General features: G+C 36.9%; 17 protein-coding genes. All 17 read left to right on the top strand.

Translation table 11 applies throughout. The annotated features are described in order from the left end of the window. Positions 1-394 precede the first annotated feature (394 nt). The 17 genes from hrcA (at position 395) to era (ending at position 16,118) form a co-directional block, all read left to right on the top strand. On the top strand, positions 395-1,441 hold the full coding sequence (gene hrcA, locus IKV95_RS09160) for a heat-inducible transcriptional repressor HrcA (RefSeq protein WP_069118884.1): 1,047 nt from the start codon (positions 395-397) through the stop codon (positions 1,439-1,441). Between the two features lie 14 nt (positions 1,442-1,455). After that, complete coding sequence (gene grpE, locus IKV95_RS09155; RefSeq protein ID WP_029091157.1) at positions 1,456-2,025, top strand: nucleotide exchange factor GrpE; 570 nt, start codon at positions 1,456-1,458, stop codon at positions 2,023-2,025. Positions 2,026-2,076: 51 nt separating this feature from the next. After that, positions 2,077-3,915, top strand: coding sequence for a molecular chaperone DnaK (dnaK, locus tag IKV95_RS09150; protein WP_069118882.1), 1,839 nt, complete (start codon positions 2,077-2,079; stop codon positions 3,913-3,915). Positions 3,916-4,041: 126 nt separating this feature from the next. After that, the gene (locus IKV95_RS09145; RefSeq protein WP_069118881.1) at positions 4,042-4,989 is read left to right on the top strand and encodes a DnaJ C-terminal domain-containing protein; all 948 of its coding nucleotides are present in this window, start codon (positions 4,042-4,044) and stop codon (positions 4,987-4,989) included. 657 nt (positions 4,990-5,646) lie between these two features. After that, positions 5,647-6,588, top strand: coding sequence for a 50S ribosomal protein L11 methyltransferase (gene prmA, locus IKV95_RS09140; protein ID WP_029091160.1), 942 nt, complete (start codon positions 5,647-5,649; stop codon positions 6,586-6,588). A 1-nt stretch (position 6,589) separates the two neighbouring features. After that, the gene (locus IKV95_RS09135) at positions 6,590-7,336 is read left to right on the top strand and encodes a 16S rRNA (uracil(1498)-N(3))-methyltransferase (RefSeq protein ID WP_029091161.1); all 747 of its coding nucleotides are present in this window, start codon (positions 6,590-6,592) and stop codon (positions 7,334-7,336) included. 161 nt (positions 7,337-7,497) lie between these two features. Beyond that, positions 7,498-7,671 carry a 30S ribosomal protein S21 gene (rpsU, locus tag IKV95_RS09130; protein WP_029091162.1) on the top strand — a complete coding sequence of 58 codons (174 nt, stop codon included), beginning with the start codon at positions 7,498-7,500 and terminating at the stop codon, positions 7,669-7,671. A 19-nt stretch (positions 7,672-7,690) separates the two neighbouring features. After that, positions 7,691-8,134, top strand: coding sequence for a GatB/YqeY domain-containing protein (locus IKV95_RS09125; RefSeq protein ID WP_029091163.1), 444 nt, complete (start codon positions 7,691-7,693; stop codon positions 8,132-8,134). A 79-nt stretch (positions 8,135-8,213) separates the two neighbouring features. Then, positions 8,214-8,966: an NfeD family protein gene (locus IKV95_RS09120; RefSeq protein ID WP_051457365.1), complete on the top strand. Its 753-nt coding sequence runs from the start codon at positions 8,214-8,216 to the stop codon at positions 8,964-8,966. Between the two features lie 96 nt (positions 8,967-9,062). Further along, complete coding sequence (gene floA / locus IKV95_RS09115) at positions 9,063-10,070, top strand: flotillin-like protein FloA (protein ID WP_036027084.1); 1,008 nt, start codon at positions 9,063-9,065, stop codon at positions 10,068-10,070. Positions 10,071-10,091: 21 nt separating this feature from the next. After that, complete coding sequence (locus tag IKV95_RS09110; protein WP_069118878.1) at positions 10,092-10,607, top strand: hypothetical protein; 516 nt, start codon at positions 10,092-10,094, stop codon at positions 10,605-10,607. 154 nt (positions 10,608-10,761) lie between these two features. Continuing rightward, on the top strand, positions 10,762-11,772 hold the full coding sequence (locus IKV95_RS09105; RefSeq protein ID WP_069118877.1) for a PhoH family protein: 1,011 nt from the start codon (positions 10,762-10,764) through the stop codon (positions 11,770-11,772). Then, a complete protein-coding gene (locus tag IKV95_RS09100; RefSeq protein ID WP_051535957.1) occupies positions 11,759-13,897 on the top strand; it encodes an HD family phosphohydrolase in 2,139 nt (712 codons plus the stop codon). Before IKV95_RS09105 ends, IKV95_RS09100 begins: the two co-directional genes overlap by 14 nt. A 22-nt stretch (positions 13,898-13,919) precedes the next feature. Next, positions 13,920-14,402, top strand: a complete 483-nt coding sequence (gene ybeY / locus IKV95_RS09095; RefSeq protein WP_029091168.1) for an rRNA maturation RNase YbeY — start codon at positions 13,920-13,922, stop codon at positions 14,400-14,402. Next, complete coding sequence (locus tag IKV95_RS09090; RefSeq protein ID WP_069118876.1) at positions 14,395-14,790, top strand: diacylglycerol kinase family protein; 396 nt, start codon at positions 14,395-14,397, stop codon at positions 14,788-14,790. Before ybeY ends, IKV95_RS09090 begins: the two co-directional genes overlap by 8 nt. A 15-nt stretch (positions 14,791-14,805) precedes the next feature. Continuing rightward, the gene (locus IKV95_RS09085; RefSeq protein WP_029091170.1) at positions 14,806-15,201 is read left to right on the top strand and encodes a cytidine deaminase; all 396 of its coding nucleotides are present in this window, start codon (positions 14,806-14,808) and stop codon (positions 15,199-15,201) included. A 2-nt stretch (positions 15,202-15,203) separates the two neighbouring features. Next, positions 15,204-16,118, top strand: coding sequence for a GTPase Era (gene era, locus IKV95_RS09080; RefSeq protein WP_029091171.1), 915 nt, complete (start codon positions 15,204-15,206; stop codon positions 16,116-16,118). Positions 16,119-16,720: the final 602 nt, after the last annotated feature.

The following is a 16,720-nucleotide window of genomic DNA, read 5'->3' as shown; positions in this document are numbered from 1 at the left end:
CTAAAAGCAAAACCAAACGTTCAGCTACAAAGAAATTGGAAAAGAACTCTTTTTGACGTTTTTTGTCAGGAAGAGTTTTTTGAAATTTAGTAGGAGTTGTTTGGATTTTACTGGAAAACAATAAAAACGAAAACAGCCCGTCATTAAGTAAATAGATATAATAAATAGCTAGTTAACCAGATTATTGACAAAAAAATGTTGAGTCTTACTTTTTCTAAACACTGCAGCTCTTCCAATTTGGGAGAGTTTTTTTTAGAGAAACAAGTAAAAATAAAAAATAGGTCAAAAAAGGTCATTTTTCGAGTGTAAGTTATTGACATAGTCTGACTTATTTGTTAAATTAAGAATGTAGTTAGCACTTGACACCTTAGAGTGCTAAAAGGAGTGATGTTAAATGTTATCAGAAAGACAGTTACTGATACTTAAGACAATTGTTCGCAACTACATCGGAACGGCAAAACCAATTGGATCTAGTGCATTGGTTAATGAAAGTAATTTGCCTTTCAGTTCAGCTACCATTCGTAATGAAATGGGAATTTTAGAACAACGAGGTTTTATTGAAAAAACGCATTCGTCATCAGGTCGCGTACCTTCTGAACAGGGGTATCGCTACTATGTTGATTTTCTCGTTGGGAAAATGGCGATTCACCCGTCTGACATGCAACTGATTCATCAGTTGTTCAGTCGTGAATACTCAGAAATGGGGGAATTGATTCGGAATTCAGCTGATATTTTGTCTAATTTAACGAACTACACAGCAATTGTGTTAGGGCCAAATATGCAGTTGAATCGACTTGCAAGCTTTCAGTTGATACCGATTAGTGCTCGGCAAGTAGTTGCTATTTTAGTGACAACTACTGGGCATGTTGAGAATCACCGTTTCAATCTTGTAACCGATGTTTCCGCATCTGATATTGAGCGGGTTGTCGCAATTCTTAATGAGAAGTTGGTTAATCTTCCTTTAAATGAAATTAAGGGAAGGTTACCGCGAGAAGTAAATGAATTATTGCAGCGTCATACCAGTGAATTTGAAGCAATTCAAACGCTTTTAACAAGTGTTTTTCACCAGACGCCGCAGGAAAAGATTGTTTTTTCCGGACAATCACATATCTTAAATCAACCAGAATTTAGTCAGACCTCACAAATACGTGATGTGATTAAACTGCTTGAACAGAGAGACGATGTTTTTGAGCTAGTCAATGATGTGCCAGAAGGTATCAATGTTATGATTGGTGATGAAATTTCCAACAACCTGTTCAAGGATTTCAGCTTGATAACAAGCACTTACAAAGTGGACGACCAAAAAGCGGGGGTTATTGCTTTATTGGGGCCGACGCGTATGTCTTATGACCGTTCAATTCAAGTAATTGATGAAGTCAGTAAAGATTTATCCCACTTTTTAACACATCATTATGATGAGGGAGAAAATAAAAAAACATAAAGTGAGGTAATAATGTGAGTGAAGAAATTAAGAAAGAAACAGTTGATGAAACTGTAGATACAACAAAAGAAACAAATGAAACAGAAGAAATAATTAATGAATCTGAGGCAGAAACAAGCGAAGAAGTTGTAGAGCCATCAGAATTAGAAGTGTTAACTGAAAAATATGATGAGTTAGAAACACGTTATTTAAGATTACAAGCTGATTTTGATAACAGTCGTCGTCGTCAAAAAATCGAATCGGCAAGTGCAGCGAAATTTCGTTCACAATCATTAGTTGAAAAACTATTGCCAGTATTAGATAATTTTGAACGAGCAATGGCAACAGAATTGGCGGGGGAAGATACGAAGTCATTCCTAGAAGGAATTGAAATTGTCCAACGCCAATTAGAAGCAGCAATGGAAGCTGAAGGTGTAGAAGTTATTGCAACTGTCGGTGAAACATTTGATCCAAACGTGCATCAAGCAGTCATGCAAGATGATGACAAAGCTTTTGATAGCAACGTGGTCACTGCTGAACTACAAAAAGGTTATAAATTAAAAGATCGTGTGATTCGCCCTGCGATGGTTAAAGTAAATCAATAACCACAAACAGGTTAAAATAACTAAAAAAGATATATTAGGAGGAAGATTATTATGAGTAAAATTATTGGTATTGACTTAGGTACAACAAACTCTGCTGTTTCAGTTCTTGAAGGTGGAGAAGCTAAAATTATTCCAAACCCAGAAGGTGGCCGTACAACGCCATCAGTTGTAGCATTTAAAGATGGTGAACGTCAAGTTGGTGAAGTTGCAAAACGTCAAATGATTACTAACCCACATACAATTTCATCTATTAAACGTTACATGGGTACAGATCATGTTGAAAATATTGATGGTAAAGATTATTCACCACAAGAAATTTCAGCAATTATCTTACAATATCTTAAAGGATATGCTGAAGACTACTTAGGTGAAGCGGTAACTAAAGCAGTTATTACAGTTCCAGCTTATTTCAACGATGCACAACGTCAAGCAACTAAAGATGCAGGTAAAATTGCTGGTTTAGAAGTTGAACGTATTGTAAATGAGCCAACAGCAGCAGCACTTGCATATGGTATTGAGAAAACTGAGGAAGACCAAACAGTTTTAGTATTTGACCTTGGTGGTGGTACTTTCGATGTTTCTATTCTTGAATTAGGCGACGGTGTGTTTGAAGTATTAGCAACAGCTGGTGATAACTCACTTGGTGGAGATGACTTTGACCAAGCGATTATTGACTACTTGGTAGAAGAATTCAAAAAAGAAAATGGTATTGATTTGTCTAAAGACAAAATGGCTTCACAACGTTTGAAAGATGCAGCTGAAAAAGCTAAAAAAGATTTATCAGGTGTTTCTTCAACTCAAATCTCATTACCATTTATTACTGCAGGATCAAATGGTCCTATGCATTTAGAAATCACATTAACTCGTGCGAAATTTGATGATATCACTGCTTCATTAGTAGAGCGTACTGTTATTCCTGTACGTCAAGCAATGAAAGATTCTAAATTATCTGCAAGCGATATTGATCAAGTTATCTTAGTAGGTGGATCAACTCGTATTCCATCTGTACAAGATGCAGTTAAAAAAGAATTAGGTAAAGAACCGCATAAAGGTGTGAACCCTGATGAAGTTGTAGCAATGGGTGCAGCAATTCAAGGTGGTGTTATTACAGGTGACGTTAAAGATGTTGTATTGTTAGACGTTACACCATTATCATTAGGTATTGAAACAATGGGTGGCGTGTTAACAACATTAATCGAACGTAACACAACAATTCCAACTTCTAAATCACAAGTGTTCTCAACAGCCGTTGATAACCAACCAGCTGTAGATATTCACGTATTACAAGGTGAACGTCCAATGGCTAAAGATAACAAAACATTAGGTCGTTTCCAATTATCTGATATCCCAGCTGCACAACGTGGCGTACCACAAATTGAAGTATCATTTGATATTGATAAAAACGGTATTGTTACAGTTAACGCTAAAGATTTAGGTACTGGTAAAGAGCAAAACATCGTAATCAAATCTTCATCAGGTTTAACTGACGAAGAGATTGAACGTATGGTTAAAGATGCAGAAGCAAACGCTGAAGCAGATGCAAAACATAAAGAAGAAGTTGATACACGTAACGAAGCTGACCAATTAATCTTTAGTGTTGATAAAACATTGAAAGATTTAGAAGGTAAAGTGGATGCTGAAGAAGTAACAAAAGCAGAAGCAGCGCGTGATGAATTGAAAACAGCTCTAGAAGGCGAAGATTTTGAAGACATCAAAGCTAAAAAAGATACTTTGAATGAAATCGTTCAAAACTTATCTGTAAAACTTTATGAAGAAGCAGCTAAAGCACAACAAGGTGCAGAAGGCGCTGAAGCGGGAGATGCTAACTCTGACGTGGTTGATGCAGAATTTGAAGAAATCAACGATGACGAAGATAAAGACAAAAAATAAGTAGTATGATTGTCAGAATAAAAGGCCATGTCCGCATTTTGTGACTATGGTCTTTTATTTGTAACTGGCGTCCTTTGTAATCCCGTGTTAAAGTTATACAATATGTTTAAGGAGTGATGAATTAAAATGGCAAACAAAGATCCATATGAAGCTTTAGGCGTAAGTAAATCAGCCACAGCTCAAGAGATAAAGAAAGCGTATCGAAAATTATCAAAACAGTATCATCCAGACATTAATAAAGATGCTGGCGCTGATGCTAAGTTTAAAGAGATATCAGAAGCTTATGAAATATTAAGCGATGATCAAAAGAAAGCACAATATGATCAATTTGGTCATACTGACCCTAACGCAGGATTCGGCGGTGGTGGTTTCGGTGGAGGCGGCGCAGGTTTTGGCGGCGGTGGCTTCGAGGATATTTTTGAAAGCTTCTTTGGCGGCGGACGCCGTCGTGATCCGAATGCACCACGTGCAGGTCAAGATATGCAATACACAATGCGTTTGAAATTCCGTGAAGCGATTTTTGGTAAAGAAGTTGAAATCAGTTACCGTCGTGAAGAAATCAATGAAAAAACAAAAGAACGTGAAGTGAAAGTTAAAAAACTTAAATTAAAAGTTCCGGCAGGAGTAGATGACGGTCAACAAATGCGCGTTTCAAACCAAGGAGCAGCCGGTTATAATGGCGGCCCTAACGGTGACCTTTATGTCGTATTTGATGTTATCCCAGATGAGTTCTTTGAACGTCATGGTGATGATATTTATGCGGAAGTACCGATAACATTTACTCAAGCGGCATTAGGAGCAGAAATTGAAGTGCCTACGCTACATGGTAATGTCCGATTGAAAATACCAGCAGGTACACAAAACGGTACGAACTTCCGTTTAAGAGGTAAAGGAGCACCGCGCTTACAACGTTCTGGTCATGGTGATCAACACATTCAAGTGCGTGTAGTTGTACCACAAAAACTAACAGACGCGCAACGCAAAGCCATTAAAGAACTTGCTAAAGCAACAGACGGCGACAATGCCAATGACGGTTTCTTTGATAAAATGCGCAAAGCATTTAAAGGTGAATAAAAGCATCTTCATACCCATTTAAAATTGAAGAGATTGGAAAAAATACCATTTTGACGTTATTTGTCAGGATGGTATTTTTGAAATATCACAAATTTTGGTGTGAAGTGCTAGAGATAAATAAAAACGAAAATAGCCCGTTTAATGGCAACGAGCTTGGAAAAAATGAAGGAGGCTATCTGAGCCTGCTGATTTTTTGAAAGAGAGTGAGACATTCGCTGTTGTAGTTGGAGAGAATAAAAGCAAAACCAAATGTTCAGCTACAAAGAAATGCTAATATCGTAGCGAATTTATTCGCTATACGAGAGTGCCATTCCTTTGTTAAAAAAAGTGTAGTGAAAGCACCTTCATACCCAGTTGAAATCTAGCAGGAGTTATGGACTTTTATTAGATAGAACTAGCAAACAATGCTAGCTGTAATAAAAATAAAAGCACCTTTAACCCCGTAAAAACACTTGGTTCATTCTTAAAAGCTGATTTAATTTAACTAAAAAAACAGTGTATTGACATAGTTGTCAATACGCTGTTTTTTTTGTATAACTGGCTACAAGAAGATTGAAATTTTAATTGATTTCGAATGAATTGCTTGATTGGGACTTTCACGCTTTCGATGGATAGGGTACAATCATACAGAGTGCTATATTAAAGGAGATGTTAGTAATGGATTTTATCGAAGTGAGTGTGACAACAACACATGCCGCAATGGATGCGATTTCAAATGTGTTTATGGAAAACGGTGCAAACGGCGTTGCAATTGAAGATAGTGCAGAGATGACACGTGAGCATCCGCAACAATTTGGTGAGATGTATGCATTAGATTCGGAGGACTATCCGAATGAAGGTGTTGTTGTTAAAGCATATTATACAGCTGACGAACATGAAAATACTGATTTTGAAGCCATTCATGAATTAATAAAAGGCCTCGTTCAATATGATATTGATTTAGGACCGATTGATTGGACGCTCACTGAAGTTAAGCAAGAAGAATGGGCTAATGCATGGAAAGAGTTTTATCACCCTGTACAGGTCACAGACAAGCTGACAATCGTTCCAACATGGGAGGAATACACACCTCATTCTGCTGATGAGCATATTATTGAGTTAGACCCAGGCATGGCTTTTGGTACAGGTACGCATCAAACAACGCGTTTATGCCTAGAGGCTGTTGAAAAATATGTTAAAGCTGGAGATGATGTTATTGATGTCGGTACAGGTTCAGGTGTATTAAGTATTTTGGCAGCTAAATTAGGTGCTAAATCTGTCCTTGCGTTAGATCTTGATGATGTTGCTGTGCGTGCTGCACAAGAAAACATTGATTATAATAAAGTTGATGGTGTGGTCGAAGTGACAACTGGTAATTTACTAGAAGGTATAGAACGTAATGCTGAAGTTGTAGTTGCAAATATTTTAGCTGACATTATTTTATTATTCCCTAATGATGTATACCGCGTGTTGAAACCAAACGGTTTATTTATTGCTTCAGGCATCATTGAGGAAAAAGTTGATGAGGTAGCAGCTGCGATTGAAGCAGCTGGAATGACTATTATTGAGCGCGACAACAAGGACGATTGGTTTGTGTTAGTCGCTCGAAAAGAGGCGTAAAATGCAACGTTATTTTATAGACAGTAATGTACCAGAATCACAAAAAATCAGCATAGGCATTCCACATTATCATCACATTATTAATGTGATGCGCCATGTGTCAGGCGATCAGTTGATATTTGTTTTTAACGCAGGTGAAACTTATATTGTAACGATAGAAGAAGTAGAGAAAGAAACAATCAGCTGTCATTTAACTGAGCGATTGGAAAAAACAGTTGAATTGCCAATTGATGTTACATTAGCGTGCGGACTTCCAAAGGGTGACAAATTAGATTTGATTGTGCAAAAAACAACGGAGTTAGGTATTTTTTCGATTCAGCCATTTGAAGCCGAGCGTTCAATTGTAAAATGGGATGAAAAAAAAGAAACGAAAAAACGTCAACGCCTTCAAAAAATTGCTCAAGAGGCTGCAGAACAATCACATCGTGTTCATGTGCCCGAAATTTTACCGTTGTTAACATCAAAAAAATTGTTGCTGGAATTAGCACAGTATACGCATGTTTTTATTGCTGATGAAGAAGAAGCTAAAATAAATGAGCAAAAAGTCTTTAAAAAGCTCTTAAATACGATGAAAATTAATGACAAATTACTTATCATAACAGGTCCAGAAGGTGGTCTTTCTAGAAACGAAGTGACTAGTTATATTGAAAAAGGTGCAATATCAGGGTCTTTAGGTCCAAGAATTTTAAGGACAGAAACAGCGCCACTTTATGCAATGGCAGCAATTTCATATGAATTTGAATTATAAGCGATAAAAAGTTGACGTTTATTTCTTACTATTATATAATTGCATAGAGTGGTTGTTCGTTTAGAGGAATAATCATCTAAGTATTAAAATAATACTTAGCAGTAAATATTGCTTCACGATATTTATTGAGTAACTCCAGTGTGCGGAGGGAGGGTTAAGAGATGTCAAAAACAGTTGTTCGCAAAAACGAATCGCTTGAAGATGCTCTTCGTCGCTTTAAACGTTCGGTATCGAAAACAGGTACTATGCAAGAATTTAGAAAGCGCGAATTTTATGAAAAACCAAGCGTAAAACGTAAGAAAAAATCAGAAGCAGCACGTAAACGCAAGTTCTAATTAGTGAGGATGAAAATTCATGAGTCTTTTGGGACAATTAAATCAAGATATGAAGGATGCAATGCGTGCGAAAGATAAAGCACGATTATCTGTCATTCGAATGGTTAAAGCTGCAATCCAAAATGAGTCTATTAAAAAAGGCGACGAATTGGATTCAGAAGAAGAACTAACCGTGTTATCTCGAGAATTTAAACAACGTAAAGAATCGTTGGGCGAATTTGAAAGTGCAGGCCGCGAAGACTTAGTAGCTGGACTTAATGTCGAGCTTAAAGTTATCGAAGAATATTTACCAACCCAACTTACTGAAGAAGAAATTTTAGCTATTGTCGAAGAAGTTATCGCTGAAACTGGTGCAACATCTAAAGCTGATTTTGGTAAAGTAATGAAAGTTATCTTACCAAAAGTTAAAGGTAAAGCTGATGGATCAGTAATTAGTAAACTTTTACAACAAAAATTATCTTAAGTAAATTAAAACTGTAGAGCCAGGAGAACACTTGTTTTCCTGGCTCTTTTTAAAAAATAATATAAAAGAGGTGAGGCTGATGAGGAAGTCTAAAAAGGTTTTATGGCTCCTTATTGCAAGCGTAGCCGCCATTGCATTTCCTGCTCAACAAGTATTGGCAGCTTCGCAAATGCAATCATCTGCTATGGATCGTATTGCTACGTTTTTAACGCAACCATTGGTTATAGCGGCATTATTAATCCTAGCAGGTCTGAGCTTTGGTATTGAACTTTTCACAAAAGGATTCAGTGCTTTTGGGATCATTGGTTTGATATTTGTTTTTATATATTTCTTCAGTCATATAATGTTGGGTTCCGCTAGTTGGGTGCTCGTTCTCATATTCGTTATTGGTTTTGTGCTTGTCCTGTTAGAAGTAGTTGTACCAGGAGGCATTGTTGGTACATTAGGAGTGTTAGGCGTCCTTATTAGTATTTTCCTAGCTGGTTTTGAAGATTGGTTCACAATCATGATCGCATTAGCATGTGCGCTTCTAGTTATGTGGGCGACTATTTTAATTATGATAAAGGTGTTGGGAAAACGAATGAATATTTTTCGTAAACTTGTGTTAAGAGAATCCACAAAAACAGAAGAAGGTTATGTCTCAAGTGAAAACCGTCCTGAATTAGTGGGTAAATCTGGTAAGACCAAAACTGCCTTGCGTCCTGCGGGAACAATGGTATTGGATGGCAATCTTATCGATGTTGTTTCTGAAGGCGACTTCATTGAAAGCGATGTCACTGTAACAGTAGTTAAAGTAGAAGGTATGCGGGTTGTTGTTAGAAAAGGTGAATAAGTAACTCTTTTTTTTAAAAGATGTCACAAATTTCTGACAGAACCTAAATATAAGCAACTATGAAGAAGCAACATACAATACTAGGAGGTATACACTATGGAAGATTTAATAGCAGGAAACATCGTAATGATTATTTTAGCGATTTTCGTAATAATCTTATTGATGATTATTTTTACAATCGTTCCCGTTGGTTTGTGGATTAGTGCATTAGCTGCAGGCGTTCGTGTCAGCATTACAACATTAATTGGTATGCGTTTGAGACGTGTACGTCCAGGTAGCATTGTTAACCCGTTAATTAAAGCTCAAAAAGCGGGCTTAAATACAACGATTAATCAATTGGAGAGTCATTATTTAGCCGGAGGTAACGTTGACCGCGTCGTGAATGCGCTTATCGCTGCTCACCGTGCAAATATTGAGTTAACATTTGAACGTTCAGCTGCAATTGATTTAGCAGGTCGTGACGTGTTACAAGCAGTTCAGATGTCTGTAAACCCTAAAGTTATTGAAACGCCATTTATTTCAGGTGTGGCAATGAACGGTATTGAAGTAAAAGCAAAAGCTCGTATTACAGTACGTGCTAACATCGAACGTTTAGTCGGTGGTGCTGGTGAAGAAACAATCATCGCTCGTGTTGGTGAAGGTATTGTATCAACAATCGGTTCATCAGTAGAACACAACAAAGTACTTGAAAACCCAGACTTGATTTCTAAAACAGTATTATCTAAAGGTTTAGATGCCGGTACTGCTTTTGAAATTCTTTCAATTGATATTGCGGATGTCGACATTGGTACAAACATTGGTGCTGAATTACAAACAGAACAAGCGGAAGCGGATAAAAATATCGCTCAAGCTAAAGCTGAAGAACGACGCGCTATGGCCGTTGCTTCTGAACAAGAGATGCGTGCAAAAGTAGAAGAAATGCGTGCGAAAGTTGTTGAATCTGAAGCAGAAGTACCTCTTGCAATGGCAGAAGCTTTGCGTAACGGTAAAATCGGCGTTATGGATTATTACAACCTTAAAAATATTGAATCAGATACAGATATGCGTGAAGCGATCAGTCAATTAAATGATTCAAGTGAAGAAAGCAAGAATAAAAAACAATAGCTTTAACATGGAGGCGAAATAATGGAGTTTCTATTGATGATCATCGGTGGTGCGGCTTGGTTAATTACCATGTACCTCGATGACAAGAAGAAAAAAGAGCGCAAAGCTGCCGAACAATCAGCTAAGCAATCGGCACCTGTTCGTCCGCCTGTTGAGACAAAACGTCGTAGTGTTGATCGTAGTCAATCACGTCAAAAACCGACACCTGTTGCTTCTAAAAAGGTAGCTGTTGATGAAGTGCCTGTTAGGAATCGTCGTTCTACCGAAGGACGTCGTCCTGCAGTGCGTGAAAATTCGACTCGACAAGCGGCACTCGATGCCAATCGAGGCAGTCGTCAATCAACACGTAATAATGGTGAGATTAATGAGTCACGTGTATCTCATCGCGCAAGTGCTAAAAAAACAGTTGTTAAGGGACCATTAGCTAAAACTGGGACTTCTCTTTTAGAGAAAGAAAACGTTTTAAAAGGGTTGGTAATGGCTGAGATTTTAGCACCACCAAAAGCGTTGAAAAATAGTAAAGCGAAACATATCTAATTAAAAGGGCACCTAACTTCATTGTTGGGGCCCTTTTTCTATTGATTAAAGAGATAGTTTGGTCAAAAAGAGACTTTTTGCTTACTAAGATTTTGAATGTTGGCGTTATTAGGGTAAAATGGAATAATAAGTCAATTAAAAAGGAGCATAACATATGAATGATACTGCCAATCAACTAACTGATACTTTTGATGTTACAAACACAGAACATGCACAGCTCTTAATTGGTACTAACGATTCAAATATTCGTTATCTCGAAAATTTTTTCAACGTAAAAATTATCACTCGTGGTGGAACTTTTACATTTTCAGGTGAAAGTGAACAAGTGAAGTTTGTGAAGCAAACATTTATTGCAATCAATGAAGTGATTGAGAAACAAATAAATATTGATTTACGCGATGTTACACAAGCCAGTAAAATGGCTGTTAATGGAACAATTGATTTCTTTGCCACATTATACGATGAAGTTATATATAAAACTGTTAAAGGTAAACCAATCCGTCCTAAGACATTTGGTCAAAGACAGTATGTCCATTCGGTAAAAGCTAAAGATATTACATTTGGAATCGGTCCGGCAGGTACAGGTAAAACGTACCTTGCAGTCGTAATGGCTGTGGAAGCTTTGAAAAAAGGCCAAGTGAGCAAGATATTACTAACACGACCTGCTGTTGAAGCAGGAGAAAGTCTCGGCTTCTTACCAGGGGACTTAAAAGAGAAAGTTGATCCTTATTTACGCCCAGTTTATGATGCGTTATATGATGTTTTAGGTAGAGATTCTACCAATCGTTTAATGGATCGTGGTGTGATTGAAATTGCACCGTTGGCATATATGCGCGGGCGTACAATTGATGAAGCATTCGTGATCCTTGATGAAGCTCAAAATACAACAAAAGCCCAAATGAAGATGTTTCTGACCCGATTGGGTTATGGTTCAAAAATGATTGTTAATGGAGATAGTACACAGGTCGATTTACCAAAAGGTGTGATGAGTGGTTTGATTCATTCTGAGCGATTGTTAAAAAATATTAAAGACATCGGTTTTATAACATTCCAAACAGAAGATGTAGTCAGACACCCGCTGGTCGGAAAGATAATTGATGCCTATGGTGCCGAATATCAAGCGCCCAATATAGAGGAGCGTGAAGAGAGCAATGAAAAAGAATAAGAAGCGCCAAGAAAATAAGCGACGGGAGAAATTAACGGCGTTAATAACGCTGTTTACTTTTGCGATTGTTATCGCAGTCGTCCTTAACTTTTCTAGTGCAGTGAGACCTTATCAAATCATTAAAAATGAAGTCTCAACTGCCACTGTCAGAGCGCCTCAAACAGTTGTAGATGATAAAAAAACTGCTAGTGAAAGAGCAATAGCAGGTGATAATGTCCCGGATGTTTATACGATCAATTCAAACATCACGCAAAATCAAAATGATTCTGTTACGGCTTTGTTTACCTCAATCCGTCAAGTGCAATCTGATGAAAAAAAAGCCAAGGCTGCAGCTATAAAGGATAAAAAACAATTCACAGCCTTTGATGAGAAAGAAATTACTACCCGTGTGCGTGCTTTATTATCAAAAAATGATTTAACATTTGAACATACTAATATTAGTGATGATAGTTTTGTTAAGTTATATAAAGTTGCACCTGATAAACTAACTGATTTAGAGACTACAATAGGAAGTGTTATCGCTAAACAACTACAAAAAGGTGTAACAGAAGGCCAACTTTTAAATATTAGAGCAGACCTCCAACTAAACATAAGCGAGTTGGCGATTGCTTCGAATCTACGTTCAGCTGCTTCAGATATTCTTAATGCAGCCATTACTGTTAATAGTTTCTATGACTCTGATGCAACATCTCAGCAACGTTCAGTGGCTGAAAATAATGTGCAACCTGTGCGTATTTTGCAAGGTCAGGTCATTATACAAGAAGGTCAACTTGTAACGGACGATATATACCGTCAGCTCGAGTTATTACACCTAGTCAAATCACAAATGAACATATTACAAATTATCGGGAATACTTTGATAGCAATGGTTATTGCTTTGACAACCTATTTTCTTATCTATCGTGCACGTAAAAAGCGGAAAGACTTTACAATAGCCTTTGTGATATTCACAGCAATTATTAGTTTAAGTTATGCGATGCTGCTAGTTTTCAGGTACATTTCTGAACGTGGCATCGACAATCTCTTTTTTGTACTACCCGTAGTTTTTGTTCCAATGGTACTGCAATTGCTAGGTTATCGTGAACTTCGACTTCTCGGTATCATGCAGATTGTTTTAGCCTCAGTATTAGTTTTACAAAATGCTCAAAATATGGCTAATATTATTTACTTTACTGTTTATATTTTAATTACTGGACTTGTAGCGACGCTAATTTTAAATAAACCAAAAACACGCAATGATTTATTTATCGATTCAATGTATATCACCGCCTTTAATGGTGTTTCAGTCTTTATCATACAATTAATTAACAATACAGCGATTTCAAGTTTATCATTTTGGTGGCCTATCTTTTATGGTATGATAGGAGGGTTGATAGCATTTATACTCAGTTTAGGGCTACAGCCACTCTTTGAAACGATTTTTGGAGTATTATCGCCTAATCGATTACTTGAGCTAGCAAGCCCCTCACAGCCTTTATTAAAACAGATGATGAACGAGGCTCCCGGGACATATCATCACAGTTTAATGGTGGCTAATTTAGCTGAAGCAGCAACTGAGGCAATTGGAGCGGATTCTTTATATACAAGAGTTGCTTGTTATTATCATGATGTTGGTAAAATGATTAACCCCGCCTTTTTTGTTGAAAATCAATATAGCGACAAAAGTCCTCATGATTTGTTAACTGCTGCAGAAAGTCGTGATATTATTATTGAACACGCTTCTGGGGGTGCTGAAATATTAAAACGTCATCATTTTCCACAACCAATAATAGATATGGCACAACAACATCACGGAACAACTATTTTGAAATTTTTCTATCATGCTGAAAAGCAAAATAATCCAGAAGTAGATGAAGCTGATTTTCGATACCCAGGTCCGAAGCCTCAAACGCGTGAAATTGCGGTTGTTAATATCGCGGATTCTGTTGAAGCAGCTGTGCGTTCAATGAAAGCACCTTCGATTGATAAGATGAAGGATTTGATTGAAGCCATTACGACGGATCGTCTTTTAGACGGACAATTTGATGAATGTGAGTTGTCGATGAAAGATATTGTTACTGTAAAGGAAACGTTATTAAAAGTTTTAGTGGGTGTTTATCATCAACGAATTGAATACCCTAAATAAGGATATAGAAAGAAGGTACGGTATGCGTTTTGTAATTGATAGTGTAGATGAAACAGGCAAGTTAAAAGCGACAGAAATTGAAGCTGTTGAAGAATTAATTCAATTTGCTGGTAATAATCTAGCACTCGAAGCGGATAGTGAGGTTTCAATCTCTTATGTTACTAACGAAGAAATACGTGTAATCAATCGTGATTATCGCGATAAAGATGCCCCTACTGATGTTATCTCATTTGCATTAGAAGAGGAAAGTGATGAGGAAGTAACGATTGTTTGGGAAGATGATCAGCCGCAACCACGAATATTAGGAGATATCATTATTTCAATTGATCGTGCAAGAGAACAAGCTGAAAGTTTTGGTCATTCATTTGAGAGAGAAATTGGCTTTCTGGCCTTACATGGGTTGTTGCATCTACTTGGATATGACCACATGGAACCGGGAGAAGAAAAAATAATGTTTGATAAACAAAAAAACATTTTAGAAGCGTATGGTTTAACTCGTGACTAATCAAAAACCAGTGCTGAAATTTAAAAACAAAACCTTTAGACGTTCATTCCGGTTAGCGTTTAACGGTATCAAACTTGTTTTTAAATACGAAAAAAACATGAAGGTGCATTGTCTTGCTAGTGTTCTAATTGTGATTTTCGGTTTATTTTTCAGCCTGAAGCAAACAGAATGGCTTTTCCTTGTTATTGCAATAACAAGTGTTATTTTTGCAGAAATGGTCAATACAGCGTGCGAACGTATTGTTGACCTCTGCACTTCAGAATATAACGAATTAGCTAAACAAGCTAAAGATATTGCAGCGGGAGCAGTATTGATTGCGACTATTGGTGCTGTGATTACAGGAAGCGTCATTTTTATTCCGTATTTAATTGAATGGCTTACAAACTAAAAGGAGTGATTGATAATGCAAACACTACAATTGATAGAAGAAGCGAAAGCTGCTCGTGAACGTGCCTATGTACCTTATTCTAAGTTCAAGGTAGGCGCAGCGTTAATGACAAAAGAAGGCAAAGTTTATGGTGGATGTAATATTGAAAATGCATCCTATGGCCTGACAAATTGTGCTGAAAGAACAGCAATTTTCAAAGCTGTTTTTGAAGGGGAACGCACTTTTGAGAAAATGGTAATTGTTGGAGAAACTGATGGACCAATTTCTCCTTGCGGTGCTTGTCGACAAGTGATTGCCGAGTTTTGTGAGCCTGACATGCCAGTAATTTTAACAAATCTTAATGGAAATACACAAGAAACAACTGTGAGCGAACTATTACCAGGCGCTTTTACAGGAAAGGATATGAACTAACTATGACAAAAGAAGGTTTTAAATCAGGATTTGTGGCGATTATTGGTCGTCCAAACGTTGGGAAATCAACGTTAATGAATCATATTGTAGGGCAAAAAATTGCTATTATGAGTGATAAAGCACAAACAACACGTAATAAAATTCAAGGAGTATATACAACAGATACTGCTCAAATGGTATTTATCGATACGCCGGGGATACATAAACCTAAGCATAAATTAGGTGATTTTATGGTTAAGAGTGCTTTAAGTACATTACGTGAGGTAGAAGTAATTTACTTTATGGTAAATGCAATGCAAAAATTGGGCCCTGGGGATGAATTTATCATTGATAAATTGCAATCAGTAGTTGGCGAAACACCAATTTACCTAGTAATTAATAAGATTGATCAAGTACACCCAGATTATTTGATGGGCTTTATTGATGAGTATCGTCAATTATTAGACTTCACAGAAGTTGTACCAATTTCTGCTCTTGAAGGAAACAATGTACAAAATCTTTTAAGCATCACTGAGAAACAACTTTCAGAGGGGCCAATGTACTACAGTGAAGATCAAGTAACAGATCACCCAGAACGTTTCATTATCTCTGAATTAGTACGTGAGAAAGTGCTTGAATTAACTCGTGAAGAAATTCCTCATTCTGTGGCTGTAACAACTGATAAAGTTCGTCAAGAAAATGATGGCGAAAAAATTCATGTTATGGCAACGATCGTGGTTGAGCGTTCGTCACAAAAAGGTATTATCATTGGTAAACAAGGTTCAATGTTAAAACAAATTGGTACAAAAGCGCGTAAAGATATTGAAATTTTACTAGGCTCAAAAGTTTATTTAGAGTTATGGGTAAAAGTTCAAAAAGATTGGCGTAATAAAGAGCTTTATTTAAATGATTATGGTTTTAATAAAGACGAATACTAGGATAGACTTGAAAAGCCCTGACTCTAAGTCAGAGCTTTTTTTCTTTGTTGTGAGTGAACGGTTTGGACTTGTTTTTAAACTGTCTCTATCAACTGTCAAACAACTCCTGCAAAATTAAAAAAACACTACCTTGACAAAGTAAGTCAAAATAGTGTTTCATTCAATTTATCTGTTGTTGAGCCAGAGTGCTTTGCTTTATTTAAAGCGTGGCTTCTGCTTTAAATTTTTCTAACAAAGGAATGGTACTCTTAAGTAATTAACATAAGGAGTGGTACTCGCTTGCGCTCCGTCCCATACTGTCCTTGTAAAGCGAATAAATTCGCAACAATCTCAGCACCCATACTACTCTCGTAAAGCTCATGAATTCGCAACGATATTAGCAATTTATTTGGAGCTGAACGTTTGATTTTGCTTTTAGTTTTTTCTAACTACAACAGCCAATGGCTTATTCACTTTCAAAAAAATCAGCAGGCATAGATAGCCTTCTTCATTTTTCTCCAAGCTAGTAGCCATTTAACAAGGTGCTTTCGTTTTTATTTCATTTCTAAAAGATGTTGTTTTAACTCAGTTTCCATTTGTAACAATTCTTTTTCAGCGGATTG

The sequence above is a fragment of the Brochothrix sp. genome (assembly GCF_017549435.1).
GTDB classification, from domain to species: Bacteria; Bacillota; Bacilli; order Lactobacillales; family Listeriaceae; genus Brochothrix; species Brochothrix thermosphacta.
This window is presented reverse-complemented; position numbering and strand designations above follow the sequence as displayed.